Raw genomic sequence first — 26,792 nt, forward strand, 5'->3', positions numbered from 1 at the left:
TTGCATCGCCGCCCTCCGGTCACAAGTGGGTGACTTGCAGGATGGCCTGTGCGAACTCCCTGGGCGCCTCCTGCGGAAGGTTGTGGCCAATGCCGCCGTCGATATTCCGGTGCAGGTACTTGCCCGTGAACTTCTTCGCGTAGGCGGCGGGCTCGGGATGCGGCGCGCCATTGGCGTCGCCTTCCAGCGTGATGGTCGGCACCGTGATGGGCGGCGCGGCGGCAAGGCGCTGTTCGAGGGCGTCGTACTTCGACTCGCCCTGCGCCAGCCCGAGACGCCAGCGGTAGTTGTGAATCACCACGGCCACGTGGTCGGGATTGTCGAACGACGCCGCCGAGCGCGCGTAGGTCGCGTCGTCGAAGTTCCATTTCGGCGAGGCGAGTTGCCAGATCAGCTTGTTGAAGGCGTCGCGATTCGCGGCGTAGCCTTGCGCACCGCGCTCGGTCGTGAAGTAGAACTGATACCACCACTGGAGTTCGGCCTTCGGCGGCAGCGGCTTGCGGTTCGCCTCCTGGCTGCCGATGAGGTAGCCGCTCACCGAAACGAGCCCCTTCACGCGTTCGGGCCACAACGCCGCGATGATGTCCGCCGTGCGCGCGCCCCAGTCGTAGCCGCCGAACACGGCCTGATCGATCTTCAGGGCGTCCATGAGCGCGACGATATCCACGGCGGTCACGGCCTGCTGGCCGTTGCGCACCGTGTCGGCGGAAAGAAAGCGCGTGGTGCCGTAGCCGCGCAGATACGGCACGATCACGCGATAACCCGCGGCCGCGAGCATCGGCGCGACTTCCACATAGCTGTAGATGTCGTACGGCCAGCCGTGCAGCAGGAACACCACCGGGCCGTTCTTCGGTCCCGCCTCGGCATAGCCCACGTTGAGCAGGCCGGCATCGATCTGCTTGAGCGGGCCGAACGACGCGCTGCCGCCCGTGCGCGAGTTGCCCTGCCCGGCGCCACCCTGGCCGGCCGACTGCGCGTGCGCCATGCCGCCGAATGCGAAGTCCGCGAGCGTGAGGCCGGCCAGGGTGGTGCCGAGCAGGCGGCGACGCCGGACGTTGACGGGATCTGACATGAGTAATTCTCCTTGTTGTCTGCATGCGGGCCGCGCCCGGACGGCATGGCCTCGTGATTTCGCCAACGCCGGCCGATCGGTCGATCGCGCGGGTGGCGGGCGGGCAAAAGCGCCTCGGTGAATTTATAGCCGAGCCTGAAAATCGCTTTGTATCGCAGTGTGTCTGCGTCAAGCACATACACAAAGCGAATCAAAAACGCGTGTGAACCGCGCGCGGCGAAGCCATGCGAGCGCGGCTCACGCAGCGATTCCGGCAATGCCGAACGGGAGCCCAGGCTTGAAGAAATACGCGGGAACGCGGCGGCGAACACGCAAGGCCTGCATGTTCGCCGCCATTCAGGCGGGTCGACTCAGAAGAGCTTGACGATTTGCGGCACGCTGAGCACGGCCACGTAGTAGCCCATGAACTGCACGCCGGTATTGAACGCGAACACGCGCGAGAGCAGCCCGCCGAACAGCCCGACCGTGAGGATCACGGCGAGCCCGAGCCACTGCCCTTCCCACACGCTGATCACGACGATGAGCCCCGCGAACGTCGCGATGATCGCTTCATGGCTGAGCTTGCGCGCGACGAACGAGGCGGCGCGGTGGGCGTAGTTCATCGCGAGCGGATACGCGATCAGCGCGGCAAGCAGCACGGACAGCAGGCCGAACGCGAGAAACTGCCACGTGGTCATGAGCGTATGCAGATTGACGATCTGCCCCGTGGCCGTGTGTACCGAGAAGCGCGGCGGCGCGTTGAAAAGCGGCGCTGCGGGGCCAGCAGCCACCGGACTCAGCGGCAGGCCGAAGGCGATCAGCGGAATCAGCGCCTCGGCAATATAGGTCGCCTCGGTCACGCCGTTACGCACGGCGATGACCGTGGTCAGCCGCTGGTACGCATGACGGATGCGCGCGCCCACGACTTCCCCCATCAAGACCGTCATCGCGACGGGGCTGAACACGAAGGTCGCGCTCGAGACGGCGGCCGTGCCCACGGTCCATGCCGTTTGCTGCCGGTCGAGCACCTTGAGCGGATTGGGAAAGTAACCGCTCCACCCCTTGAGGTCGGGCGCGAGCGCAAAGCGCGACACGTTCTCGCGCCGCATGCGCCGCTGCTCCACCGGCGAGAGCACGGAGAACAGATCGGCAATCAGCGGTCCAATCGCGATGCCGAGAAAGTAGCTCACGCTCAGGTGCACGCCATAATGACCGGTGAGCGCCTGCAAGCCGACGATCAGGAGCACGAACGGGATCAGCAAAAGCACGCTCGCCCAGCGTCCCGCCGACGACCACGCAATGCCGAGCGCCGCGAGCAGGAACACCCACGGCGCCGCGCTCGCGATGAACTTGCCGAACGGCGCGAGCATGATCGCGAACAGCACGGCGAGCGGCAGCGCGACGAACGCCGCCACGATGGCGCCGGAGATCATCTTGCGCAGCGCGATATGCGGCACGCCCAGCGCGCGCAGTTTCGTCGCCTCGCCGAGCAGCGGCGCGGCCATCGTGTCGCCGGGAATGCCGAGCAGCGCGGTGGGAATGGCATGCGTCATGTGCTTGGCCACGGCGCCCGCGAGAAAGAACGTGAACACGCCGGCGGCCGGCACGCCGAGCAGCGCGACCAGCAAGGTGAGCGGTGCGAGCGTCGTGGTTTCGTCGGTGCCCGAAACGAGGCCGATGGCCGCGAACACGACGGCGCCGATCAGCCCCATGATGAGCGCGGCAGGAAGCGCCTGGAGGAGTTCGGTCATGATCGTTCTCCCGCGTGCGCCGCTTTTTGCACCGCCGTGTGTCTCGTTGCGGTGCCTGCCTCCTCAGCCAACTCCGCCGCGGCGAAGAGATCGAGCAGGCCAAGCTCCTTCAACTCCGCGCGCGCGCTCGCGGGCAGGTCCGAGAGCTTGCCGAGGCCGCCGTGCTCCTCGGCGAGTTGCCTGAGCACTTCCATGCGGTCCGCTTCGTCCACGGCCTGATCGACCACGACTCGTTTGGGCTTGAACAGCACGGCGCACAACGCGCCCGCCGCGAGGCAGCCGCCAAGGCCGATGAGCATCGCATAGGCGCGCGCAATCGCTGCGTCCGCAACGATCGAGGCAAGCGCCACGCGGCCCAGCTCGAACGCGCCAAGACTGATGCCCACGCCGAGCACGACCGACCACGCGAGATGCCTGAGATCGACCGTATCGCCCCACACTTCGGCGAGCGCCGGTGCACCCGCTTGCGTGCGTGAGCGCAGGCCGTTCGTCGACGCCGAAGCGACGCCTCCACTGGCTTGTTCCATTTGTCTCCTCCTGTACGGAGTGTTATGCGGGGAAACGCGCGATGATGCGCGCCCTCCGTTACTGCCCCAAGGCACTCGCCAAAGATTTCCGTTCGCGAATTCGCTTCACGTCTTTCTTCAATGTGCGCCTTCAACGCGCGCGCGGCGAACCGCGCTGCGCCAGGGATGACCGCCGCGACAACCTCAAGGGCGGCTTGTGTGACGACGTCGCTTACGCATTGCGCGGACCCGCCAGGGCTTCCACGGCGAAGTCGGTGCGAACGTCCATCGACGCTATCATTTTCTTGACTACCCAGTCAATATCGGCGCCCGTCGCGCCCGCCGCGAGCGCGATGTTGCGTGCGTGCAGCGCCATATGGCCGCGCTGGATGCCTTCGGTCGCGAGCGCGCGCAGCGCGCCGAGGTTTTGCGCAAGGCCCACGGCCACCGCGATCTCGCCCAGTTCCTGCGCCGACTTCACATCCATGATCTTGAGCGCGAGCCGCGCGAGCGGATGCGTTTTCGTTGCGCCCCCAACGAGTCCGACCGGCATCGGCATTTCGATCGTGCCCACCAGATCGCCGTTGGCCGCCTTTTCCCACGTCGTGAGCGAGGTATAGCGGCCGCTGCGGCTCGCAAACGCATGCGCGCCCGCTTCCACCGCGCGCCAGTCGTTGCCCGTCGCGACGATCACCGGGTCGATGCCGTTCATGATGCCTTTGTTGTGCGTCGCGGCGCGGTACGGATCGATCGCGGCGAATTCATACGCCTCGATCACGCCGTCGATCACTTCCTCGCCCGAATACTCGCTGGTGGCGAGCGTGTGCGGCGAATAGCGCACGTGGGCGCGCGCGAGGCGCAGGTCGGCGAGATTGGAGAGGATGCGCAGGCGCACCTTGCCGCCCGTGATCTCCTCCACGCGCCCGGCCACGAACTCCGCCATCGTGTTGACCGTGTTCGCCCCCATCGCGTCGCGCACGTCGACGATCAGGTGCGCCACGATCATGGCGCCGCGCGGCGTATCGGGAAACACATGCACCTCGATGTCGCGACAGCCGCCGCCAAGGCCGATCAGCACCTTGTCGCGGCTGTTGGCAAGCTCGATCAGTTCGTCCTTGTGCTTGAGGATGGCAAGGCGCGCGCCATACGGATCGCTCACGCCCACGATCTGTACCTGGGCGCGCATGAGCGGCCCCGTGCTCGACGTGCGGAACCCGCCGCCTTCACGTGCGAGCTTCGCCATGAACGATGCGGCCGCAACGATCGAGGGTTCCTCCACGGCCATCGGCACGATCACGTCCTTGCCGTTGATCTGGAAGTAGCCGGCCACGGCGAGCGGCAGCTCGAACGTGCCGATCACGTTCTCGATCATGCCGTTGGCCGTGGCGAGCGGCAGTGCGCCGGGCTGCGCCAGTTGCGCGAGTTCGGCCTCGCTCAGCCCAACGGCCTCGCCAATGTGCGCGAGGCGCGCTTCAGGGCTCAGTGCACGGAATTTCGGCAGCTCGGATTGAATGACCATGACTCTTTCGTCTCACTCGTGAATGGAGAGGCCGCATTGCGCAATCGACGCTTGCGGCCGTTTTTGAAAGGTCCAATAATAGGCGTGCCGTACCCATTTGAAAGGTACAGTTAAGCACTACAGTTGCTCGACTGTACCCGTAACACTTCCCTCTCTTCGGGCCGCGACGATGACCCTGCATGCACAGCGCGCAAAAGCCAGCCTCTCCAGCGCGATGGCGGACAACCTCGCCAAACAGATCGAAGAAGGCGTGCTCGCTGCGGGCACGCGGCTGCCCTCCATCCGCGAATACGCAGCCGCTTCGGGTTGCTCGAAGAACACCGTGATCAGCGCGTTCGAAATGCTCACGGCAAGCGGGCTGATCGAGCCGCGCCGCGGTTCGGGCTTCTATGTCGCGCGACGCGTGAAGGTGGCGACGGAAGTGGAAGAAGCCCGCTCGCTCGACCGCGCCATGGACACCGTGTGGCTCATGCGCGAGCAGTTGCAGACGAATCCCGACGTGCTCAATCTGGGCGAAGGCTTTCCGCCCATCGAATGGCTGGAGGAAACGCGGCTCGACCAGTACCACCAGCGCGTGGTGCGCACGGGCGTCGCTTCACTGTTCCGTTATGGCAGCCGTTTCGGTTATCTGCCGCTGCGCCAGTCGTTGCAGCAAAAGCTCGCGGGCTACGAGATCGAGGCGCCGCCCTCGCAGATCGTGCTGACCCACGGCGCGAACCAGGCCATGGACCTCGTGCTGCGCTATTTCGTGAAACCGGGCGACACCGTGCTCGTCGACGATCCCGGCTATTACCCGCTGTTCGGCCGCCTCAAGCTCAGCGGCGCGCATATCGTGGGCGTGCCGCGCGAGGTGGACGGCCCGAACGTCGCCGCGCTCGAACGCTGCCTCGTCGAGCATCGGCCCAGGCTCTTTTTCACGCAGTCGGTCGGCCACAATCCCACGGCCACCGACACGAGTGCCGCGAAGGCGCATCGCATCCTGCAACTGGCCGAGGCCCACGACCTCGTGATCGTGGAGAACGACGCGCTGGCCGACCTGCGGCCGCGCTCGCTCACGCGCATTTCCACGCTCGACCAATTGCGGCGCACCATCTATATCGGCAGTTTCTCGAAGTCCGTTTCCGCCGCGCTGCGCGTGGGCTTTCTCGCCTGCAACACGGCGCTCGCAAGCGACCTGGCCGACGTGAAAATGCTCGTGCACGTGAGCAGTTCCGAATACTGCGAGCGCACCGTCGACGCCATCGTGAGCGACGGGCACTTCCTGCGTCACACGAACCATCTCCAGGAAAAGCTGCGCCGCGCGACGGACGCGGCCGTCAACGCGCTGCGCAAGCTCGGCGCGGATATCTTCAAGGTGAGCGACCAGAGCCTCTATCTCTGGGCGTCGCTGCCGGGCTGGCCCGATTCGATGCCGCTCGCGAAAGCGCTGCTGGAGCGCGGCGTGATTCTCGCGCCGGGCGCCGTGTTTTCGCCAGGGACCGATACGGTTTCGGGTTTTTGCCGCTTCAATGTCGCCTACCTCACGGACAAGCGCTTCGTCAGCGCCTTGCAGGCGCTCGCGCCCTAGGCAGCGCAGCGGGTGTGTAGCGCGCGTTTGTATCGCAATGTATAAGCGCCGCGCACAGATACACGCCATTGCAAAACGCGGCGTTCGTGAAACACGCCAGATACCTCCGGTGGTTGTAATGCATCAACGCCGGAATCTGCTGAACGCCCGCCGGGAAAGCCCACCTTCCCCACCGTAACGCGGCGCGTGCGACCGATGACCGGATGGATTGCCAACCTCCCCCTTTTCAGGAGAACACCATGAACGTCTCGAAGCTCGCCCTCGCCTTTGCCGCCACCGTCACTTTCGCCGCCGCCGCTCCGGTTTTCGCCGCCATGCCCGCCCAGGCGAGCGCCGCACAACCGTCAGTTCAGGCAAGCCAGGTCTGGACGCCCGCCAGCAACGCCGCGAACGCGAAGATCACCCGCGCTCAGGTCCGCCAGGAACTGGTGCAGGCGCAGCACGACGGCCAGCTTGCCGCAATCAACCAGCTTTATCGCGGCAGCTAAGTCCGGCAACTGAGCCCGGCAGCTAAACCCGGCAGCTACGCCCGTAACCGGATCGCAACCGAAGCCCCCATCGTTTCACTGAAACCCCATCAGGAGATCACCATCATGAGCAACGCGGAAAAAGTGCTGTACACCGGCAAGACCCACACCACCGGCGGCCGCGACGGCGCGGCGCGCAGCAACGACGGCCGTCTGGACGTCAAGCTCTCGCCCCCCGGTTCGAGCGCGCCGGGCACAAACCCGGAGCAGATGTTCGCGGCGGGCTGGTCGGCCTGCTTCATCGGCGCGATGGGCCGCGCGGCGGGCAAGCTCGGCACGACGCTGCCGCGCGACGTGGCCGTGGACGCCGAGATCGATCTCGTCAACGCCGACGACGCGTTCTCGCTGCGCGCACGCCTGAACGTGAGCCTGCCCGGCGTCGATCGCGAAACGGCGCAACGCATCGTGGAAACGGCGCACCAGATCTGCCCGTATTCGAAGGCGACGCGCGGCAATATCGACGTCACGCTTTCGGTGGCCGAAGCCTGAGCGTTGCGTGACCGATGTTATGCGTGCGGCGCGTCCACGAGATTGCAGGGCGCGCCGTCACGCCAGGCCTTCACATTGCGCAGCGTGGTCTGCGCAATTTCGTTCATCGCCTCGCGCGTGAAGAACGCCTGGTGCGACGTGACGATCACATTCGGGAACATCAGGAGGCGCGCGAGCACGTCGTCCTGTAGCGGCGTATCGGAATGATCCTCGAAGAAGAGGCCGCCCTCTTCCTCGTACACGTCGAGGCCGAGGTGGCCCAACTGGCCGCTCTTGAGCGCCTCGACGAGCGCGCTGCTTTCCACGAGTCCGCCGCGCCCGGTATTGATCAGCATGGCGCCGCGCTTCATCTTCGCGAGCGCGTTCCTGTCGATCAAATGACGCGTGGCCGGCACCAGCGGGCAATGCAGACTCACCACATCCGACTGCGCGAGCAGCGCGTCGAGCGGCACATAGCGCGCGCCCAGCGCGAGCAGCTCGGCGGAAGGCTCGCCCGGATCGTGGGCGAGCACCTGCATGCCGAAGCCCGCCATGACGCGCGCGAAACACCGGCCGATAATGCCCGTGCCAACTACGCCAACCGTCTTGCCATACAAATCGAAACCGAGCAGTCCGTTGAGCGAGAAGTCGCCTTCGCGCGTGCGTGCGACGGCGCGCGGCAACTTGCGGTTGAGCGCGAGGATCAGCCCGGCCGCATGCTCGGCCACCGCATGCGGCGAATACGCGGGCACGCGCACGACCGTGATGCCAAGCCGCTGCGCCGCCGGCAGATCGACGTGATTGAAGCCCGCCGAGCGCAGCGCGATGAGCCGCGTGCCGCCCTTGTGCAGACGCTCGAGTGTGGCGGCGTCCACCGTGTCGTTCACGAACGGACAGACCACGTCGTAGCCGTCGGCGAGCACGGCCGTGTCGGCGTCGAGATGCGATTCCTGGAAGTGCAGGTCGTACTGGAACGCCGTGTTGGCGTCGGTGAACGTGTCGATGTCGTACTGGCGGGCGCTGAACAGGATCATGCGTGGGCGAACTTGAGAGGGGATCGGGGTTCTCGACATGGGGACCTCATGCGAGCTGACGGGCGCGCGCGATTCGCGCAATGACAGGCGGGCGCATGGCGCGCCGGCCGTTAAGACCATCATACCAGCAGCGCTCGTGCGAGATTTTGACGTGAGGCGGTGCGTGCTGATACCCGCATTATGTTCGGCATCCTTATTAATTCGAAGAAAATGCGGACGCACCGGGCAATCATGCCCGGCACAGCCGCGAAGCTCGCCGCAACCGGGCAAGCCTCGCGGGTGAGCCCCGGCGCATTACGAGTGCGCGTAGATGGGTTCGAGACCCAGCACGTCCTGGCCGGCCACATCGCCGCGGGAGGGCGTCGACACGGCGTGCGCGGCCGCGCGGCTGCCTGCCGCCGTGGCGCCTTGCTCAACGCCGCCGAACGCCGCAGCGGCCGCGCCGTTTTCAGCGCTCACGGCGCTCACGCGAGCCAGCGCGGCTTGCACGTTGGCGGGATATTGCGTGTTGTCGGCGGCCGGCTGGTAGCCCGCCTTCTGGAGTTGCACGAGTTCGGCCTTCACCTCGGCGCGGGTCAGCGGCTGCGACGACTGCGCGAACGAAAGTGCGGGAACGGCAACGAGAGCGGCAAGCGCGGCGGCGGCGAACGATTGAGCAAGCTTCATGGTGATTCTCCTGAGGTGGGTTGACTGGCTAACGCACTGTTATGAATCAACCTTGCGTAGGAGACATTTGAACGCCGCCATGTATCTGGCTTGTTTGCGGCCAGGCCGCTTTTTGCAAGCGTGCGTGTCGGGCGCAGCGGCAGATACAGAGCGATACAAGAAGGGCCGTTTGTGTTTGCGCGGCCCTCTTTCCGGCATTAAAGGGCCGCATTAAAAGTGTTGCTGCACCGCACACATTGCCCCGTCACACCTTGCAATCTCGCCTGAGATCTCTATAATTAGGGTTATCCCTTAGGTAACTACCCTAGCGAAGAGGAAATCATGGGTGCAATCGTCGAAAATGTGGCTCGAATCCTGGCTGGACTGCGTCGTCTCAGCGTCGAGGCGCTGAACCGGCACCTGGAATACTGCGAACTGCTCGCTGAAGCCCAGCGTCGCTGGTACTAATCGCGTCGTACTGCGACCGCCCCGCGCGGTCGAACATGTCGCCGCGCGCAACCACGCCTCGATCAGCGAGGCGTCGGGCGCGGCGCATCGGCCCGCCGTCCTGGTGTGGCCGGAACCTTGCGCACGCATGGGCGCGAGCCAGCCTCGCCGGCCATCAGCGCCGTCGCGTGGTTCCATCGTCCATTTCCCAGGCATTGCCAATCATGTCGTGATGAGGCACACGCTCGCCGTGTAGCTGCCTGCGCGCACGATCCAGAGCGCGCCCCATTCCCGATTCCCCGATCGCCTCCACAGCAGCGCAACCAGGCTGTCGCGCCACGCCCGGCAGGCTTTCGGGCCGGTTCGCGCTTTGCGCGGAAAGCGCCTACTCTTGAAGTATCGGCTCTTGCCCCATCTGCGAACCGGAGCGCGCCGGCGCGCGCGGCCCGGACGTCCCGATGCGCGATCATCGCCCCTCGCCTGCCGCGGTGCACGAGGCTCCGCACCTTCATCCGCACCATCCGCTAGCGGCGCGGCTTGCGCGCGCCTTGCTGTTCGTCGCGCTGCTCGTCGCGTGGGCCGCCGTGGCGGCGGCGCAGACGGCGTCTGCCGTCACGCGGCCCGTCGTCGTCATGACCGTGAACGGCGCGATCGGGCCCGCGAGCGCCGATTTCATCGTCCGCACGCTCGAACGCGCCGCGCGCGAGCGGTCGCCGCTCGCCATTCTCGAACTCGATACGCCCGGCGGCCTCGACACGTCGATGCGTCAGATCATCAAGGCCATCCTCGCTTCGCCGGTGCCTGTCGCGACGTTCGTCGCGCCCGGCGGCGCGCGCGCCGCGAGCGCGGGCACCTATATCGTCTACGCCAGCCATTTCGCGGCCATGGCGCCGGGCACCAACCTCGGCGCGGCCTCGCCGGTGCAACTGGGCATCGGCGCGGGCGGCGCGCCTGGCGGCCAGCCTGGCGCACCCGGCACGTCGGGAGCCTCGGGGCCCACGGACGCTTCGGCCGCACACGGCGACGACGCCGCCTCGACGGAAACCCGTAAAGTGATGCACGATTCCGCCGCCTACATTCGCGGCCTCGCGCAACTGCGCGGGCGCAACGCCGCCTGGGGCGAGCGCGCGGTGCGCGAAGCGGTGAGCCTCTCCGACGAGGAAGCGCGCGACCAGCACGTGATCGACCTGATCGCGCAGGACCCCGCCGACCTCGCGCGCCAGCTCGACGGCCGGACCGCCACGACCAGCGCGGGCACGGTGCGCCTCGCGACCGCCCATGCGCCGCTCGAAGTCGTCGCGCCCGACTGGCGCAACCATTTCCTCTCGATCATCGCCGACCCGAACGTCGCGCTGATCCTGCTCACGATCGGCATTTACGGCCTCTTCTTCGAGTTCGCGAACCCGGGCTTCGTGCTGCCGGGCGTGGCGGGCGCAACGTGCCTGCTGGTCGGCCTCTTCGCCATGCAACTGCTGCCCGTGAACTACGCGGGCCTCGCGCTCGTGCTGCTCGGGCTCGCCTGCCTCGTGGCGGAGGCGTTCCTGCCGACCTTCGGCGTGCTCGGCTTCGGCGGCATCGTGGCGTTCGCGATCGGCGCGCTCATGCTGATCGATACCGACGTGCCCGGCTACGGCATCCCGATCCCGCTCGTCGCGGGCCTCGCGCTCGGCGGCGCGGCGTTCGTCGCCACCGTGTCGAGCGTGGCGCTGCGCGCGCGGCGGCGGCCCGTGGTGACCGGCGCGGAGGCGCTGGTGGGCAGCATCGGCGAAGTGATCGACGACGGCCTGCACCCCGACCCGCGCCCCGGCGCCGCGCCTTCGGCCACGGGCTGGGCGCGCGTGCACGGCGAGCGCTGGCACGTGGCATGCGCCGCCCCGCTTGCGGCCGGCAGCCGCGTGCGGGTGACCTCGCGCAGCGGCCTGCTGCTCACCGTCACGCCGCTGCACGACGCAACGCGAAGCGTCAATCCAAACGAGGGAGAACGCACATGATCGGCTACACCTTCGGCTTCACGGGGCTTCTGGTCGCGCTGGCGGTGCTGCTCGCCATCTCGTCGATCCGCATCTTCAAGGAATACGAGCGCGGCGTCGTGTTCATGCTGGGGCGTTTCTGGAAGGTCAAGGGGCCGGGGCTGGTGCTCATCATTCCCGTCGTCCAGGTGGCGGTGCGCATCGACCTGCGCACCGTGGTGTTCGACGTGCCCTCGCAGGACCTCATCACCCGCGACAACGTGTCGGTGAAGGTCAACGCCGTGGTCTACTTTCGCGTGGTGGACCCGGAAAAGGCCGTGATCCAGGTCGCGCGCTACATGGATGCGACGAGCCAGCTCGCGCAGACCACGCTGCGCGCCGTGCTCGGCAAGAACGAGCTGGACGCCCTGCTCGCCGAGCGCGAGCAACTGAACGCCGACATCCAGAAAACGCTCGACTCGCAAACGGACGCCTGGGGCATCAAGGTGTCGAACGTCGAGATCAAGCACGTCGATCTCAACGAAACGATGGTGCGCGCGATCGCGCGCCAGGCCGAAGCCGAACGCGAGCGCCGCGCGAAGGTGATCCACGCGGAAGGCGAGCTTCAGGCCTCCGAAAAACTGCTCCTGGCCGCGCAGTGCCTCGCGCGACAGCCGCAGGCCATGCAACTGCGTTATCTGCAAACGCTCACCACCATCGCGGCCGATAAAAACTCGACCATCGTGTTCCCGCTGCCCATTGAACTGCTCAATGCGCTGATCGAACGCGGGGGCCCGCCGCGTGAACATTGAGCGATCCGTCCCCTCAGCCCCGAACCGTACCGTGCCAACCGCAAGCCGCAAAACCATTCAACAGTTCAACTGAATATTGCAGCGCAGCGAAACCCGTGCATGGCCATCTGTGTTGCGTGCTGCGCGCGCTCGTGCACGCTTCTTTGCAGCGTGAATCTGGCAGAGCGAAGAAATATCGCCAATAATTGCCGAACAGAACATCTACTCAAGGACGACGGCGGCCATGGATTACAGCCCACAAGCCATCCGCACGATCGCTCTGGTCGGCCATGCCGGCTGCGGCAAGACCTCGCTTGCCGAAGCGCTCCTGCACCAGGGCGGCGCGGTTCACGCGCCAGGCAGCGTGAACCGCGGCACCGCCCTCTGCGATTTCGATCCCCTCGAACGCAAATACCACCACTCCCTCAATTCCGCCGTCGCCCACTTCCACCACCTCGACACCCGCGTCTACCTGCTCGACACCCCCGGCTACCCCGACTTCGCCGGCATGTCGATCGGCACGCTGCCCGCGGTGGAAACGGCTGCCATCGTCATCAATGCGCGCACGGGCATCGAGATGACCACGACGCGGATGATGGCGTACGCCCAGCAGCGCAAGCTTTGCCGGATGATCGTCATAAACGGCATCGACGCGGAAAAGGTCGATCTGCCGGGGCTGCTCGCGCAGATCCAGGAGACCTTCGGCAAGACCTGCCTGCCGATCAACCTGCCCGCACAGGGCGGCCGCGATGTGGTGGACTGCTTTTTCAACCCCGCCGGCGAGGCCGATTTCCATTCGGTGGAAGCGGCGCACAACGCGCTCATCGACCAGGTGATCGAGCTCGATCCCGAGTTGATGGAGCTGTATCTCGAACAAGGCGAAGCGATCAGCCCCGAGCAATTGCACGAGCCGTTCGAGCGCGCGTTGCGCGAAGGGCATCTGGTGCCGGTGTGCTTCACCTCCACGGCGACAGGTGCGGGCATCGCGCAACTGCTCGACGTGTTCGTGCGGCTGCTGCCCAACGTGACCGAAGGCAACCCGCCGCTGTTCTATCGCGAAGTCGACGGCAAGGAAGGCAAGGAACCCGTGCGCGCCGAGCCGGACGCCGACAAGCACGTGCTCGCGCACGTGTTCAAGATCGTGATGGACCCGTATATCGGCAAGGTGGCCGTGTTTCGCATTCATCAGGGCACCGTCACGCGCGACAGCCAGCTTTATATCGGCAACGCGAGGCAGCCGTTCAAGGTCGCGCATCTGCTCATGTTGCAGGGCAAGGAGCATATGGAGGTGCAGCGCGCCGGGCCGGGCAATATCTGCGCGGTGGCCAAGGCCGACGACATCGCCTTCGACGCCGTGCTGCACGACGCCCCCGAGGACGGCAACATCCACCTCACGCCGCCCGAGTTTCCGAATCCGATTTACGGCCTCGCCATCGAACCGGCGCGCCCCGGCAACGAACAGCGCGTGTGGGAAGTGCTGCAAAAGCTCGCTGCCGAAGACCCTTGCTTGCAGATCGATCACCCCGAAGGAACCAACGAAACCGTGGTGCGCGGGCTGGGCGAATTGCATCTGCGCTATATGCTGGAGCGGCTCACCGATCAGTACAAACTCGACGTGATCACGCGCCCGCCCACGATCGCGTGGCGCGAGACGATAGGCGGCAAGGCCGAAGGCCACTGCCGCCACAAGAAGCAGACGGGCGGCGCAGGGCAGTTCGGCGAGGTCATGCTGCGCGTGGAGCCGCTGCCGCGCGGCGCGGGCTTCGAGTTCGTGGACGCCGTGAAAGGCGGCGCGATTCCTTCGCAGTTCATGCCTGCGGTGGAGAAAGGCATTTTGCAGGTGATCGACAGCGGACCGCTCGCGGGCTTTCCAATGCAGGATGTGCGCGTGATCGTGTATGACGGCAAGAGCCATCCCGTCGATTCGAAGGAAGTGGCATTCGTCACGGCGGGACGCAAGGCGTTTATCGATGCGGTGCTCAAAGCGCAGCCTATCGTGCTCGAACCGATTGTCGATATCGAGGTGATGACGCCCGAAGCGACGATGGGCGACATCATCGGCGATCTTTCCGCGCGGCGCGGCCAGGTGCACGGCACGCGCACGATGGGCGGGCAGGCCATGGTGATTGCGGGCAAGGTGCCGCTGGCGGAGCTCAACGATTACCAGTCGCGGCTGAATTCGCTCGCGGGCGGGCATGGGAATTACAGCATTCAGTTGAGCCACTATGATCCGGTGCCGCCCGCGCATCAGGAGAAGCTGGCGGCACAGCATAAGGGCCGAGGGGAAAGCGCGGAGTAGTGGCCGAATCGATGCCACCCCGCAGAAACGCCTGAGCGGGTCTTGATTAGGAAATGATCATTTCCTATAATGGGCCGCATGGCATCCGAGCACAAATCCGAACCGGTGGCCCGCAGCCCCGGCCGTCCCCGCGAATTCGACATGGAAACGGTCGTGAACGGCGCCGTGCGCGTATTCCGCGAGCGTGGCTATCATGCGACCTCCGTGGGCGATCTGAGCGATGCAACGGGCCTCACCGCGGGCAGCCTCTACAAGGCGTTCGGCGACAAGCGCGGCGTGTTTCTCGCCGCATTCGACCACTACGTCAGCGTGCGCAACGACGAATTGCGGCATCGGCTCAACAAGCAGCCGGACGCGCGCGCGAAAATCCACGCCATGCTGCACTTCTACGCGGAATCGTCCCACGGCAGCGAAGGCCGGCGCGGCTGCCTCGTCGTTTCCAGCGCGACGGCGCTCGCCACCTTCGACGACGAAATCGCCGCACGCATCGAAACCACCATGCGGCACACGGAGGACATGCTGCGCGAACTGCTCCAGCAAGGGCAAAAAGACGGCTCCATCGCGCCGCAAATCCAGGCGGCCGCCATGGCGCGCACCTTGCTCGCGCTGCTTCATGGCTTTCGCTTGATCGGCAAATCGGGGCGCACGTTGCGCGACATGCTGGCCTCGGCCGATGAAGCGATGCGTTTGCTCGACTGAAATTTTTTTGCCCAATTAGGAAATGATTATTTCCAATTTAACCACCGGCGCTCGCCCATTCAACAGGAGCCTCCCCATGAGCACAACTTCTCGCATCATCGACCACGGCCCGGCCTCGCTGCCCGACGCCGCGCTGCCCGGCTTCGAACACCGCTTCGCCACCGTGGAAGGCACGCGCCTTCACTACGTCACCGGCGGCAACACGGACGGCGAAACCGTCGTGCTGCTCGCGGGCTATCCGCAAAGCGGATACGCATGGCGCAAAGTCATGGCGCTGATCGGCGAGCGCTACCGCGTGATCGCGCCCGACCTGCCCGGCCAGGGCGACTCCGACCGCCCGCAAGGCGGCTACGACACGCTATCGCTCGCCACAGCGCTGCACGCGCTGCTCGGCAAGCTCGACGCGCGCCGCTATCACCTCGCCGCCCACGACGTGGGCGCGTGGGTCGCCTTCCCCTACGCCGCGCTATTCGGCGACGAAGTGCAGCGCCTCGCGCTGCTCGACGCCGGCATTCCCGGCATCACACTGCCCGATGCGTTGCCCGTCGCGCCCGAACGCGCGTGGCGCACGTGGCACTTCGCGTTCCATGCGATTGCCGATCTTCCGGAGTTGCTGATAGCGGGTAAGGAGCGCGCCTATCTCGACTGGTTCTTGCGCCGCAAGACCGCGAATCCGCAAAGCTTCAGCGAGGCCGACATCGACGAATATTTGCGCGTGTTCACGAAGGAAGGCGGCTTGCGCGCGGGGCTGGCCTACTATCGCGCGGCGGATCTTTCCGCGCGCCAGAACCGCGAGCTGAGCGCACGCGGCAAGCTGCGCATGCCGGTTCTCGCGCTCAGCGCCGATCAGGGCTCCATTCCCGACATGGCCGCTCCGCTGCGCGCTTACGCCGACGACGTGCGCGGCGTCACGATCGCCCATTGCGGGCACTTCCTGCCCGAGGAACAGCCGGGTGCGGTTGCGGGGGAGCTACAGCGCTTCTTTGGCTGAACGCCGGATCGCCATGACAAAGCGAACGCCTGGGGCAAACCCTCGATTGACCATTATGCGTTCGCTTCATAGAATTTGAAGCGCTTCAAATTCGACAAAGTTCCGTCAACAACGGCATTTCACTATGCCGCTTTGCTGCCGGAATTTTTTTACCAACAAAAATGAAGCGCTTCAAATTTACCCTTCATCCCCAAGGAGACAAGCTGTGCTTACGACCCTGAAGCGCGCGACCGTCGCGCTGGCCTGCTTATCCGCGCTCGGCGCATCCGCGGCGCACGCCGGCGAAGTCAAGATCGGCGCACTGTTCCCCTTTTCCGGCGGCATGGCCCTGCTGGGCGACGAGAGCTTTCGCGGCGTGGAACTCGCCGTGGACGAGCGCAACGCGGCAGGCGGCATCAACGGCGACAAGATCGTGCTGGTGAAGGCCGATGCGGTCGATGCGAACCAGGCAGTGGGCGAAGCACGGCGTCTGACCTCGGTGGAAAACGTCCAGGCGATCTTCGGCAGCTATGCTTCGTCGGTTTCGACTGCGGCGACCCAGGTCACCGAACTGGCCGGCGTGCCGTACTTCGAGCTTGGCGCGGTGGCGGACAGCATTACCGACCGCGGCTTCAAATATCTGTATCGCAGCAACGCCACGGCGAAGAACTTCGCGCAAAGCTCGCTCGAAGCCGTGACGAAGGTCATCGCTCCGCAACTCAAGGTCGATCCGAAAACGCTGCGCATTGCGATCATCGCGGAAGACGGCCCCTACGGCTCGATGGTCTCCGGTTTCCAGAAGGAAGACGCGAAGCGCCTCGGTCTGAACGTGGTGCAGGTGCTGCCGTATTCGGCCAAGGCGGTCGATCTCTCCTCGCTGATCTTGCGCCTGAAGGGCGCCAACGCCGACATCGTGCTACAGACGTCCTACCAGAACGATTCGATCCTGTTCATGAAGCAGGCCGCACAGGCGGGCTTCAAGCCCAAGGCGGTGGTGGGCGCGGGCGGCGGCTACTCGCTGACCGACACGGCAAAGGCGCTCGGCAATCTGATGAACGGCGCCTATGACGTGGACTTCCCGCAAATCTCGATCAACGAAAAGGGCGCGCCGGGTCTCGCCCAGTTCACGGCCGACTATCAGAAGCGTTTCGGCACGCCGCCGCGCTCGGGCCACAGCCTCGTGAACTACGTCGGCGCGAAGGCGTTCCTCGACGCGCTCGCCGCAGCGAAGTCGACCGACAAGGACAAGATCCGCGCCGCCGTGCTCGCTTACGGCAAGCCGGCCGGCTCGACGGCGGCAGGCTGGGGCTTCCGGTTCGCGCAGAACGGCCAGAACGAACTCGCCACCACCAACGTCATGCAGTGGCAGAACGGCAAGCTCGTGACGGTGTATCCGGAGAACGTCGCGAACGCTCAACCGGTCGCCGCGCACTGATCGCCGCCGCCGTGGGCGCACCGCCGCCCCGGTCTTTCCCCCACCGCAATACGCCGCCGGCTGCGCGAACACGCAGCGGCGGCGTCAGGGAAACGCGAATGTCCATCTTTGTCCAACTTCTCGTCAACGGCCTGCTGCTCGGCGGCGCTTACGCGATCATCAGCATCGGCCTCACGCTGATCTTCGGCGTCGTGCGCGTCGTGAACTTCGCGCACGGCGAACTGCTGATGATCGGCATGTACGCCGTGTGGATGCTTGCCCAGCATTTTGGTTTGCACCCCTACGTTTCGGCGATTCCCGCCGCGATCCTGCTGTTTGCCATTGGCGCGCTGATCCAGCAGTTCATCATCCAGCCGCTGCTTTCCGCGGACGCCCATATCCAGATCTTCGCCACGGTCGGCATCTCGACGGCGCTCATGAATCTCGCGCTGATGATCTTCGGCGCCGATGTGCACCCCGTCGACGTGACCTTCGGCACCACGTCGCTCGAATTCGGCGGCATCAATGTGGTGAGCGGACAGCTCATCACGTTCGCGGTCGCGCTCGTCGTCGCGCTCGGGCTGCATCTGTTCCTGCAACGCACCTATACGGGCCGCGCGTTTCGCGCCGTCGCCCAGCATCGCTACGCGGCCTCGCTCATGGGCGTGAACGTGAAGGCCACCTACGTGCTCGCGTTCGGCGTGGGCTCGGCGCTGGTCGGGCTGGCTTCGGGGCTGCTCGCCGCGCAGTACCCGGTGTTTCCCACGGTGGGGCAGTACTTCGTGCTCACCGCGTTCGTCATCGTGGTGCTCGGCGGCCTCGGCAGCCTGCCCGGCGCGCTGGTCGGCTCGATGTTCATCGGCCTGATCGACAGTCTGGCGGGCTACTACATTTCGCCGGACATGAAGGAAGTCGTGTATTTCGCGATCTTCCTCGTGATCCTCATCCTGCGTCCGACCGGCCTGTTCGGTCTGGGTCGCGGCTCCGAATAAGCGAACCAGCGAGGCCTCATGTTCCCCAATCTGCTGCACCCGCGCGCATACGTCGGCGTGCTCGCCCTCCTCGCGCTACTGGCCGTGCCCTTCGCGCTCCAGTCGCCCTTCGCCTACCACCTCGCCGTGCAGGTCTGCGTGTTCGGCGCGCTCGCCACCGCATGGAACATCGTGGGCGGCTATGCCGGCCAGCTCTCGCTCGGCCATGCGGTGTTCTACGGCATCGGCAGCTATACGGCCACGCTGCTCGTGATCCACTTCGGCATCACGCCGTGGCTCGGCATGTTCGCGGGCGCGGCCGTATCCGCCGTGGCGGCCGCCGTGATCGCGTATCCGACCTTGCGTCTGCGCGGCCCGTTCTTCTCGCTCGCCACCATCGCGTGTCTCGAAGTGTGCCGGCTGCTCACGGTGCACGAGGAAGACTGGACCGGCGGCTCGGCCGGCCTGAACCTGCCGCTGAACATCGGCCTGAAGTGGATGGTGTTCCGCGAAAAGTGGGCCTATCTGCTGATCGCATTCGGCTTTCTCGTGGCGACGCTCTGGGTGGCCTGGCGCATCCGCCGTTCGCGCTTCGGCTTCTATCTGATCGCCGTGCGCGAACGTGAGGATGCCGCGCGCGCCGTGGGCGTGAACGCCGTGCAGGCCAAACTCGCGGCGGCCGTGGTGTCGGCGGCGCTCACCAGCATGATTGGCTCGTTTCACGCGATGTACCTCACGTTCATCGACCCGTCCGCGGCATTCTCGCTCGAACTCTCGATCCAGATCGCCATGTTCGCGCTGATCGGCGGCCTCGGCAGCGTGGCGGGCCCGCTCGCCGGCACCGTGCTCGTGCTGCCCGCGGCGGAGCTGGCGCGCGGCTGGCTCAGCGCCTTCGGCAACGGCACGCATGGCTTCGTGTACGGCGTCGTCCTCGTGCTGGTGGTGCTGTTCTTCCCGCGCGGCCTCGCAGGTCATCTCGGCGCGCGCGTGCTCAAGCTGATCGACCGGCTGCCGGGCGCACGCGAGCGCGCCCTGCCCGCCGCGCCGCAAAGCGCTGCCGCGCACAGCGCGCCGCGTGGCGAGCCGCTGCTCGTGGCCGAGCATCTGATGAAGCGCTTCGGCGGCCTTACCGCCACCAACGACGTTTCCATCACGCTCCACGCGGGCGAGATCCTGGGTGTGATCGGCCCCAACGGCGCGGGCAAGACCACGGTGTTCAACCAGCTCTCGGGCTTCATTCGCCCCGACGAAGGCGTGGTGAAGCTGCGCATGCCGGACGGAAGCTGGGCGCGGCCGGGCACACCGAATGCGTTCGCGCTGGCGGGGGTGGGCCGCACGTTCCAGATCGCGCAGCCGTTCTCCGGGCTCTCCGTGCTGGAGAACATCATGCTCGGCGCGTTCATGCATACCCGCGATCACGGCGAAGCCGAAGCGATTGCGCGCGAAGTGGCGCACACCACCGAGCTGAGCGCCCTGCTCGACGTCGAGGCGCGCAGCCTCACGGTGGGCGGCATGAAGCGCCTCGAAGTCGCGCGGGCGCTCGCCACGCGGCCGCGCGCCCTGCTGCTCGACGAAGTGATGGCGGGCCTGAATCCATCGGATATCGTGCGCTCGATCGACATGGTCAAGCGCGTACGCGACACGGGCGTAGCGGTGCTGATGATCGAGCACATGATGCAGGCCACGCTCGCGCTCTCCGATCGCATCGTCGTGATCAACGCGGGCAAGATGCTCAAGGAAGGCAATCCGGCCGACGTCGTCAACGATCCGCAAGTCATTGAAGCCTATCTGGGCAAGGGGTATCGCGATGCTCAAGCTGCATAACGTCACCGCCGGCTACACCAAGAGCGAAGTGCTGCGCGGCGTGTCGCTCGAAGTCAACGCGGGAGAAATCGTCACGCTCGTCGGCGCCAACGGGGCCGGCAAGACCACCACGCTCAAGACGCTGTGCGGCGTGGTGCCCGCGCGCTCGGGCAGCATCGAGTTCGACGGTCGGCCGATCACGGGCAAGACGCCGCATCAGATCGTCGATCTCGGCATCACGATGATTCCCGAAGGCCGCCAGCTCTTTCCCTTCCTCACCGTTCACGAGAATCTCGTGATGGGCTCGTACAAGCGGGCGGCGCGCGTGCAACGCGAGGCGCGGCTCGACAAGGTGCTCGAACTGTTCCCGCGTGTGCGCGAGCGCCTTGCGCAGCACGCAGGCTCGCTCTCGGGCGGCGAACAGCAGATGGTCGCCATTGCGCGCGGCATGATGGCGGACCCCCGGCTGCTGATTTTCGACGAGCCCTCGCTCGGCCTGTCGCCGCTGCTCGTCGAGCAGATGTTCGAGGTGGTGCGCACGGTCGCGCGCAGCGGCGTGACCGTGCTGCTCGTCGAACAGAACGTTTTTCATACGCTCAAGCTCGCCGATCGCGGCTACGTGCTGGAAAACGGCACCATCGCGCTCTCGGGCAGCGGAGCGGAACTGCTGGAAAGCCCGCACGTGCGGCGCGCGTATCTAGGGCACTGAGTGGGGCACAGGGTTGGCACTGGGCGCGTGCGCCGCGCCGCCAACCTCAACAACCGTTTTTTCAGGCCGATCCGTCGGCATCGATCGAAGCACACACTGAAGCACACATTGATAACCTAAGGAATCCTCCATGAATACGACCGTCAACGCCAACAAACCCGATGAACAAGTCGTCGCCTATCAGCTCCCGCAAGCGCCCTTCATGTCGAAGGATCTGGTGCACGGCGGCGTGCTGACCGACTGGCTCGAAGACGACAGGCTCTGGGTGCCGTCCACCGCCACCGTTTCGTTCAAGCCGCTCGTGCTGAGCGCGAGCCAGGGCTATTACGTGAACCTGCTGCGCGTGCGCGGCAGCGGCGTGGTTTCGCGCCATCGCCATAGCGGCGCGGTGCATGCGATGGTGCTCAAGGGCCGCTGGTACTACCTCGAACACGACTGGGTCGCCGAGCAAGGCGGCTATGCGTTCGAGCCGGCCGGCGAAACCCACACGCTGTTCGTGCCCGAAGACGTGCCCGAAATGATCACGTGGTTCCACGTGACGGGCGGCTACACCTACGTCGATCCTCACGGCGTGGCACAGGGCTACGAAGACGTGTTCACGAAGATCGAGACGACGAAGAAGCACTACGAGTCGATCGGTCTTCCGCCCGAAGCACTCCTGAACATCATTCGCTGAGGGAGGCGCCATGACGGTGACCCTTGCGGCGACCATGCCCACCATGCCCACCATGCAATACGTCGACCACGGCGCGGGCGGCGACGCGGCCTGCATGACGCTCGCCACGCGCGAGCGGCCCGCGCCCGGCCCCTCGGAAGTGCTGATCGAAGTGGCCTATGCGGGCGTGAACCGGCCCGATGTGTTGCAGCGCTCGGGCAGCTATCCGCCCCCGCCGGGCGCCTGCCCGCATCTGGGCCTCGAAGTGTCGGGCCGCATCGCGGCCGTGGGCGACGGCGTGAGCCGCTGGAAGGTCGGCGACGCGGTATGCGCGCTCGTGCCGGGCGGCGGCTACGCGCAGTACTGCGTGACGGACTCGCGCCACTGCCTGCCCGTGCCGCGCGGCCTCACGCTGCTCCAGGCGGCCGCGCTGCCGGAGACGTACTTCACGGTGTGGACCAACGTGTTCGAGCGCGGCCGCCTCGCGGCGGGCGAAACCGTGCTGATTCACGGAGGCTCGAGCGGCATCGGCCTGACCGCGATCCAGCTCGCGAGCGCCGCCGGGGCGACGGTGTTCGTCACCGTCGGCAACGAGGCGAAGGCGAAGGCTTGCCTCGAAGCGGGCGCGCATCACGCGATCCACTACCGCGACGAGGATTTCGCGGATGCCGTAGCGCGGTTGACCGAAGGACGCGGCGTGGACATGATCCTCGACATGGTGGGCGGCGACTACATCGAACGCAATCTGAAGTCGCTCGCGCTCGAAGGGCGTCTCGTGCAGATCGCGTTCCTCGAAGGCAGCCGCGTGACCCTCGACGCCATGCCGATCATGCTCAAGCGCCTCACCTTCACGGGCTCGACGCTGCGCGCGCGCAGCGCGGAGCAGAAGGCGGCGATCGCGCAGGCGCTCGAAGCGAAGGTCTGGCCGATGCTCGAACGCGGCGAGGCGCTGCCCATCATCCATCGCGTGCTGCCGGTCGTCGAAGCCGCCGACGCTCACCGGCTCATGGAGTCGAGCGCGCACATCGGCAAGATCATGTTGAACATCGGAGATCAGTGACGTGCAACATCAAGAACGAGTCGTCCTGGTGACGGGCGGCGCCGGCAACGGCGGCATCGGCGAGGCGATCGTGCGCCGCTACGCAAACGATGGCGCGGCGGTGGGCATCGTCGACCGCGACGCGCAGTTGGGCGAGGCGCTCGCGCGCGAGTTGAGCGCGCAAGGCAAGCGCGTGCATTTCGCCTGCGCCGACGTGGGCGAGTACGAGGCATGCGAGCGCGCCACGCGCGAGATCGAGGCCGCGCTCGGCCCCATCGACACACTCGTGAACAACGCGGGCATCTCGCCGAAGCACGCGGGCAAGCCCATGCCGATCTGGCAAATGGATGCGAGCGAGTGGCGCAAGGTCGTCGACGTGAACCTGAACAGCATGTTCAACCTCACGCGCCTGATCGCACCCGGCATGGTCGAGCGCCGCTTCGGCCGCATCGTGGCGATGTCGTCGGTCGCGGGCAAGGCGTATCTCGACATCGTGGCCGCGCACTACGCGACAACCAAGGCCGCGCTAATCGGCATGACGCGCCATCTGGCCGGCGAACTCGGCCCGTACGGCATCACCGTCAACGCGCTCGCGCCGGGCCGCATCAATACGCCGATGGTGCGCGGCGTGGCTCCCGAGGCGAACCAGAGCGTAGTGGACGTCACGCCGCTGCGCCGCCTCGGCACGCCCGACGAAGTCGCGAAGGCCTGCCTGTTCCTGAGCTCGGACGCCGCCAGCTTCGTGACCGGCCAGGTGATCGACGTCTCCGGCGGATGGCTGATGACATGAGCGCTGCAACTGAAACGACAGCGGGCGCGTCCGCGCCCCCGTGGCGCACGATCGGCTTTCCCGGGCGCTATGTGCAGGGCCCCGGCGCGCTCGCCGCGCTTGGGCCCGTGCTGGCCGAATTGGGCGCGCGCCGCGCGTGTACAATTCTGGACGCTTCGGTGGCGGCCACCCTCGCACCGGCCGTGGACGCCACTCTGGCCGGGGCCGGCGTGTCCTGGGCCCGCGTGGATTTCGCGCACGAATGCACGGCCGCGACCATCGCCGCGCTAACCGAGGCGGCGCGCGCCTTCCAGGCCGACGCGATCGTGACGATCGGCGGCGGCAAGGCGATCGACTCGGCCAAGGGCGCGGCGCGCGCGCGGCGCCTGCCGATCGTCGTCTGCCCGAGCGCGGCGTCGAGCGACGCGCCCACGAGCCGCCTGATCGTGCGCTACGATGAGCAGCACCGCGTGGCGGGCGTCGACATGCTCGCGCGCAACCCCGACGCCGTCATCGTCGACACGGACGTGATCGCCCGTGCGCCGAAGCGCCTTTTCGCAGCCGGCATCGGCGACGCGCTCAGCAAGTTCTTCGAGGTCGCGCAGTGCGAACGCGCGCAAGGCACGAACGGGTTCGGCACGCGTGCGCTGCCCACCGCGTTGCGCATGGCCGCGCAAACACGCGAGACCCTGTACGCCGCGGGCGCGCAGGCGTGGCGCGACGTAAGCGAAGGCCGCCTGACCGAAGCGGTCGAGCAGGTCGTCGAGGCAACGGTGCTGCACAGCGGCATCGGCTTCGAAAGCGGCGGTTTGTCGCTCGCGCATGCGCTGATCCGCGGCTTGACGGCGGTGCCCGCGATGGCCGCTAATCTGCATGGCGAACTGGTGGCGTTCGGCACCCTGGTTCAACTGTTCGTTGAAAACGCACCGCAAACGGAGATCGAACGATTGGCTACGCTACTCGACGCTGTCGAACTCCCGCTGACGCTCGCGCAGCTCGGCCAGCCGGCGGCGCTCACGCCGCAACAGGCGGCAATGCTCGCCGACGCGACGCTCGCGGCCAGCTATAGCCGCCATATGACGCCGCCGCTCACGGCGCCACGCCTGCTGGAGGGCCTGGCGCGCGCCGACGCGTTCGGCCGCGCATGGCGCGCCCGCGTCGACCCGGCGCGATCTCACTAACCCAACCGGAGCGCCATGACTTCACGCCGCGCCACGCTTTCTGATGTCGCCCGCCTCGCGGGCGTTTCGCTCGGCAGCGCCTCGCGCGCGCTTTCCGTGCCCGAGCAGGTCAAGCCCGCCACGCTGGAAAGCGTGCAACGGGCCGTGGAGCAGCTAGGCTACGTGCGCAACGGCGCGGCCCAGGCGCTGGCCTCGCGGCGCACGCGCATGGTCGCCGCGATTTATCCCACGCTCAACAACCCCGTCTACGCCGACTCCATCCAGTACCTCCAGCAGACGCTCTGGGACCATGGCTACCGGCTGATGATCGCGAGCCACGAGTACAAGCACGTGCGCGAGAGCGAGGTGCTGCGCGGCATCGTCGAGCGTGGCGTCGACGGCCTCGTGCTCGTGGGCACCGACCATGGCGACGACGTGTTCGATCTCGTGCGCCAGTACGACATCCCTTATGTGCTGACATGGTCGCTCGACGAAACGCGCTACGCGCATTGCGTGGGCTTCTCGAACTACGATGCCGCGTACCGGCTGGCCAGGCGCGTGATCGCGCGCGGGCATCGGCACATCGCCCTGTGCACGGGCGTGGCCGACGGCAACGAGCGCGTGCGGGCCCGCGCGGAAGGCACACTCGCGGCGATGCAGGAGGCCGGCATTGCGTTCCATCCGGAATGGCGCGTGGAAGTGCCCTTTTCTTTCGAAGGCGGGCGCGAAGCGCTGCGGCGTTTGTGGGATGCGCGGGAGACGCCGCCTGGCGTCATCATCTGCGGGACCGACCTCCAGGCGGTCGGCGTGCTCGACGCCTGCCGCTCACGTGGCATTGCCGTGCCGCATCAGCTTTCCGTGACAGGCTTCGACGACATCGAACTCGGACAGCTCACGACGCCGCCGCTCACCACGGTGCACGTGCCCGCGATCGATATCGGCGTGCGGGCGGCGCGCCACGTCGTGGCGCTGATCGAAGGCAAGGCGGTCGGCGCCGAGTCGGCGCTGGAAGCGCCGGTGATCGAGCGCGAGAGTCTCGGCAACGCGCCGCAAGCGCGCTAGCCGCCTGCGGCCCTCGCTTACTCCCCCTCGCCCGCATTCACCGCAGCCGAAAACACATACCCCTCGCTGCGCAACGTCTTGATATAGCGCGGCTCGCGCGCCTCGTCGCGCAAGCGCTGGCGCAGGCGGCTCACGAGCAGGTCGATCGAGCGGTCGAACGCGTCGGCCTGGCGGCCTTGCGTGAGGTTCAGCAACTGGTCGCGCGTGAGCACGCGTTGCGGATGATCGAGAAACACGCGCAGCAGCCGGTACTCCGCGCCGCTCAAGGCCACGATCGTGCCTTCGGCGTCGAGCAGATGGCGCGCCGTGGTGTCGAGCCGCCAGTCGCCGAACGCGAGCAACTGGGCCGACTCGCTCACCTCCATGCCTGGCGGCAGCATGCGCGCGCGGCGCAGCACCGAACGGATGCGCGCGAACAGCTCGCGCACCGCGAAGGGCTTGGGCAGGTAGTCGTCGGCGCCCATTTCCAGGCCCACGATGCGGTCGGTTTCCTCGTTGCGCGCCGTGAGCATCACCACGGGCACGGCGCGGAACTTGCCCGCGCGCAGTTCGCGGCACAGCACGAGGCCGTCGTCGCCGGGCATCATGAGGTCGAGCACGATCAGGTCCGGCGCCCCGCTTTCCAGCACGGTGCGCATCTCGCGCCCGTTCGCGGCAAGCGACACGCGCATGCCGTTCTTTTCCAGGTAGGCGCCGACCAGTTCACGTATGCCGCGATCGTCATCGACGATCAGCACGTGATCCATCTTTTCCGTCATGAGTTCTTGTCTCCTTGCGCCCTGTGCGTGAGCGGGTTTCCACGATGCACGAACAGTACACCGGATGCACGATCTCCGCAGCCAGTCCGCTTGCCGCGAAAAAAAGAATGGCGAGTACGCGCTTCATGCGTCCCGCGCCAGGGAAATCGGGTGAAACGGGTTCATGCCGCCGTGCTTGCGAGGCCCGCGCGCCGCGATCCGCGGTGATCATTTTGCTCTCCGTTCAATC

25 protein-coding genes are annotated in these 26,792 nt (G+C 66.5%); 18 read left to right on the forward strand and 7 right to left on the reverse strand.

What is annotated here, in order from left to right; translation table 11 throughout:
• Positions 1-19: 19 nt before the first annotated feature.
• The 4 genes from C7401_RS39965 to C7401_RS39980 form a co-directional block, all read right to left on the reverse strand.
• Complete coding sequence (locus C7401_RS39965) at positions 20-1,072, reverse strand: alpha/beta fold hydrolase (protein WP_112177570.1); 1,053 nt, start codon at positions 1,070-1,072, stop codon at positions 20-22.
• A 350-nt stretch (positions 1,073-1,422) separates the two neighbouring features.
• Positions 1,423-2,802, reverse strand: a complete 1,380-nt coding sequence (locus C7401_RS39970; protein ID WP_112177571.1) for a tripartite tricarboxylate transporter permease — start codon at positions 2,800-2,802, stop codon at positions 1,423-1,425.
• On the reverse strand, positions 2,799-3,329 hold the full coding sequence (locus C7401_RS39975) for a hypothetical protein (RefSeq protein ID WP_258397409.1): 531 nt from the start codon (positions 3,327-3,329) through the stop codon (positions 2,799-2,801). Before C7401_RS39975 ends, C7401_RS39970 begins: the two co-directional genes overlap by 4 nt.
• A gap of 211 nt (positions 3,330-3,540) precedes the next feature.
• Positions 3,541-4,827: a hydroxymethylglutaryl-CoA reductase, degradative gene (locus tag C7401_RS39980; RefSeq protein WP_112177572.1), complete on the reverse strand. Its 1,287-nt coding sequence runs from the start codon at positions 4,825-4,827 to the stop codon at positions 3,541-3,543.
• Between the two features lie 169 nt (positions 4,828-4,996).
• Between C7401_RS39980 and C7401_RS39985 the strand changes: the two genes are divergently transcribed.
• From C7401_RS39985 to C7401_RS39995, 3 genes are all read left to right on the forward strand, one after another.
• Complete coding sequence (locus C7401_RS39985) at positions 4,997-6,394, forward strand: aminotransferase-like domain-containing protein (protein ID WP_258397410.1); 1,398 nt, start codon at positions 4,997-4,999, stop codon at positions 6,392-6,394.
• A gap of 239 nt (positions 6,395-6,633) precedes the next feature.
• Positions 6,634-6,882, forward strand: a complete 249-nt coding sequence (locus C7401_RS39990) for a DUF4148 domain-containing protein (RefSeq protein ID WP_112177574.1) — start codon at positions 6,634-6,636, stop codon at positions 6,880-6,882.
• A gap of 105 nt (positions 6,883-6,987) precedes the next feature.
• Positions 6,988-7,410, forward strand: a complete 423-nt coding sequence (locus tag C7401_RS39995; RefSeq protein WP_112177575.1) for an organic hydroperoxide resistance protein — start codon at positions 6,988-6,990, stop codon at positions 7,408-7,410.
• Positions 7,411-7,427: 17 nt separating this feature from the next.
• On the opposite strand, the gene C7401_RS40000 is transcribed toward C7401_RS39995, so the two are convergent.
• Together C7401_RS40000 and C7401_RS40005 are read right to left on the reverse strand one after the other, a co-directional pair.
• Positions 7,428-8,462, reverse strand: a complete 1,035-nt coding sequence (locus C7401_RS40000) for a 2-hydroxyacid dehydrogenase (protein WP_112177576.1) — start codon at positions 8,460-8,462, stop codon at positions 7,428-7,430.
• A gap of 255 nt (positions 8,463-8,717) precedes the next feature.
• The gene (locus C7401_RS40005) at positions 8,718-9,089 is read right to left on the reverse strand and encodes a DUF4148 domain-containing protein (RefSeq protein ID WP_112177577.1); all 372 of its coding nucleotides are present in this window, start codon (positions 9,087-9,089) and stop codon (positions 8,718-8,720) included.
• Between the two features lie 321 nt (positions 9,090-9,410).
• Here C7401_RS40005 and C7401_RS45845 point away from each other — a divergent pair, with 321 nt between their 5' ends.
• From C7401_RS45845 to C7401_RS40075, 15 genes are all read left to right on the forward strand, one after another.
• A complete protein-coding gene (locus C7401_RS45845; protein ID WP_255217806.1) occupies positions 9,411-9,536 on the forward strand; it encodes a hypothetical protein in 126 nt (41 codons plus the stop codon).
• Between the two features lie 437 nt (positions 9,537-9,973).
• Entirely contained in the window at positions 9,974-11,506 is a 1,533-nt protein-coding gene (locus C7401_RS40010; RefSeq protein ID WP_112177578.1) for an NfeD family protein, read from the forward strand.
• Positions 11,503-12,276 carry a slipin family protein gene (locus tag C7401_RS40015; protein WP_112177579.1) on the forward strand — a complete coding sequence of 258 codons (774 nt, stop codon included), beginning with the start codon at positions 11,503-11,505 and terminating at the stop codon, positions 12,274-12,276. Before C7401_RS40010 ends, C7401_RS40015 begins: the two co-directional genes overlap by 4 nt.
• A gap of 223 nt (positions 12,277-12,499) precedes the next feature.
• Complete coding sequence (fusA, locus tag C7401_RS40020; protein ID WP_112177580.1) at positions 12,500-14,554, forward strand: elongation factor G; 2,055 nt, start codon at positions 12,500-12,502, stop codon at positions 14,552-14,554.
• A gap of 141 nt (positions 14,555-14,695) precedes the next feature.
• A complete protein-coding gene (locus C7401_RS40025; protein WP_112177614.1) occupies positions 14,696-15,253 on the forward strand; it encodes a TetR/AcrR family transcriptional regulator in 558 nt (185 codons plus the stop codon).
• Positions 15,254-15,329: 76 nt separating this feature from the next.
• The gene (locus C7401_RS40030; protein WP_112177581.1) at positions 15,330-16,244 is read left to right on the forward strand and encodes an alpha/beta fold hydrolase; all 915 of its coding nucleotides are present in this window, start codon (positions 15,330-15,332) and stop codon (positions 16,242-16,244) included.
• A gap of 205 nt (positions 16,245-16,449) precedes the next feature.
• The gene (locus C7401_RS40035; RefSeq protein WP_373864486.1) at positions 16,450-17,658 is read left to right on the forward strand and encodes an ABC transporter substrate-binding protein; all 1,209 of its coding nucleotides are present in this window, start codon (positions 16,450-16,452) and stop codon (positions 17,656-17,658) included.
• Between the two features lie 98 nt (positions 17,659-17,756).
• Entirely contained in the window at positions 17,757-18,629 is an 873-nt protein-coding gene (locus C7401_RS40040; RefSeq protein ID WP_112177583.1) for a branched-chain amino acid ABC transporter permease, read from the forward strand.
• An 18-nt stretch (positions 18,630-18,647) separates the two neighbouring features.
• The gene (locus tag C7401_RS40045; RefSeq protein WP_112177584.1) at positions 18,648-20,432 is read left to right on the forward strand and encodes a branched-chain amino acid ABC transporter ATP-binding protein/permease; all 1,785 of its coding nucleotides are present in this window, start codon (positions 18,648-18,650) and stop codon (positions 20,430-20,432) included.
• Positions 20,416-21,120 (forward strand): ABC transporter ATP-binding protein, encoded by a 705-nt coding sequence (locus C7401_RS40050; RefSeq protein WP_112177585.1) that lies wholly within the window; start codon positions 20,416-20,418, stop codon positions 21,118-21,120. The genes C7401_RS40045 and C7401_RS40050 overlap by 17 nt, the downstream gene beginning before the upstream one ends.
• A gap of 130 nt (positions 21,121-21,250) precedes the next feature.
• Entirely contained in the window at positions 21,251-21,796 is a 546-nt protein-coding gene (locus C7401_RS40055) for a 2,4'-dihydroxyacetophenone dioxygenase family protein (RefSeq protein WP_112177586.1), read from the forward strand.
• Positions 21,797-21,806: 10 nt separating this feature from the next.
• Entirely contained in the window at positions 21,807-22,835 is a 1,029-nt protein-coding gene (locus C7401_RS40060; protein ID WP_373864487.1) for an NAD(P)H-quinone oxidoreductase, read from the forward strand.
• Position 22,836: 1 nt separating this feature from the next.
• Complete coding sequence (locus C7401_RS40065) at positions 22,837-23,604, forward strand: SDR family oxidoreductase (RefSeq protein WP_220092903.1); 768 nt, start codon at positions 22,837-22,839, stop codon at positions 23,602-23,604.
• The gene (locus C7401_RS40070) at positions 23,601-24,764 is read left to right on the forward strand and encodes a glycerol dehydrogenase (RefSeq protein ID WP_112177588.1); all 1,164 of its coding nucleotides are present in this window, start codon (positions 23,601-23,603) and stop codon (positions 24,762-24,764) included. The genes C7401_RS40065 and C7401_RS40070 overlap by 4 nt, the downstream gene beginning before the upstream one ends.
• Positions 24,765-24,779: 15 nt before the next feature.
• The gene (locus tag C7401_RS40075) at positions 24,780-25,805 is read left to right on the forward strand and encodes a LacI family DNA-binding transcriptional regulator (protein WP_112177589.1); all 1,026 of its coding nucleotides are present in this window, start codon (positions 24,780-24,782) and stop codon (positions 25,803-25,805) included.
• A 17-nt stretch (positions 25,806-25,822) separates the two neighbouring features.
• Here C7401_RS40075 and C7401_RS40080 read toward each other — a convergent pair whose 3' ends face one another.
• Positions 25,823-26,563 (reverse strand): response regulator, encoded by a 741-nt coding sequence (locus C7401_RS40080; protein WP_112177590.1) that lies wholly within the window; start codon positions 26,561-26,563, stop codon positions 25,823-25,825.
• Positions 26,564-26,792: the final 229 nt, after the last annotated feature.

Source organism: Paraburkholderia unamae (assembly GCF_003268775.1).
GTDB lineage: Bacteria > Pseudomonadota > Gammaproteobacteria > Burkholderiales > Burkholderiaceae > Paraburkholderia > Paraburkholderia unamae.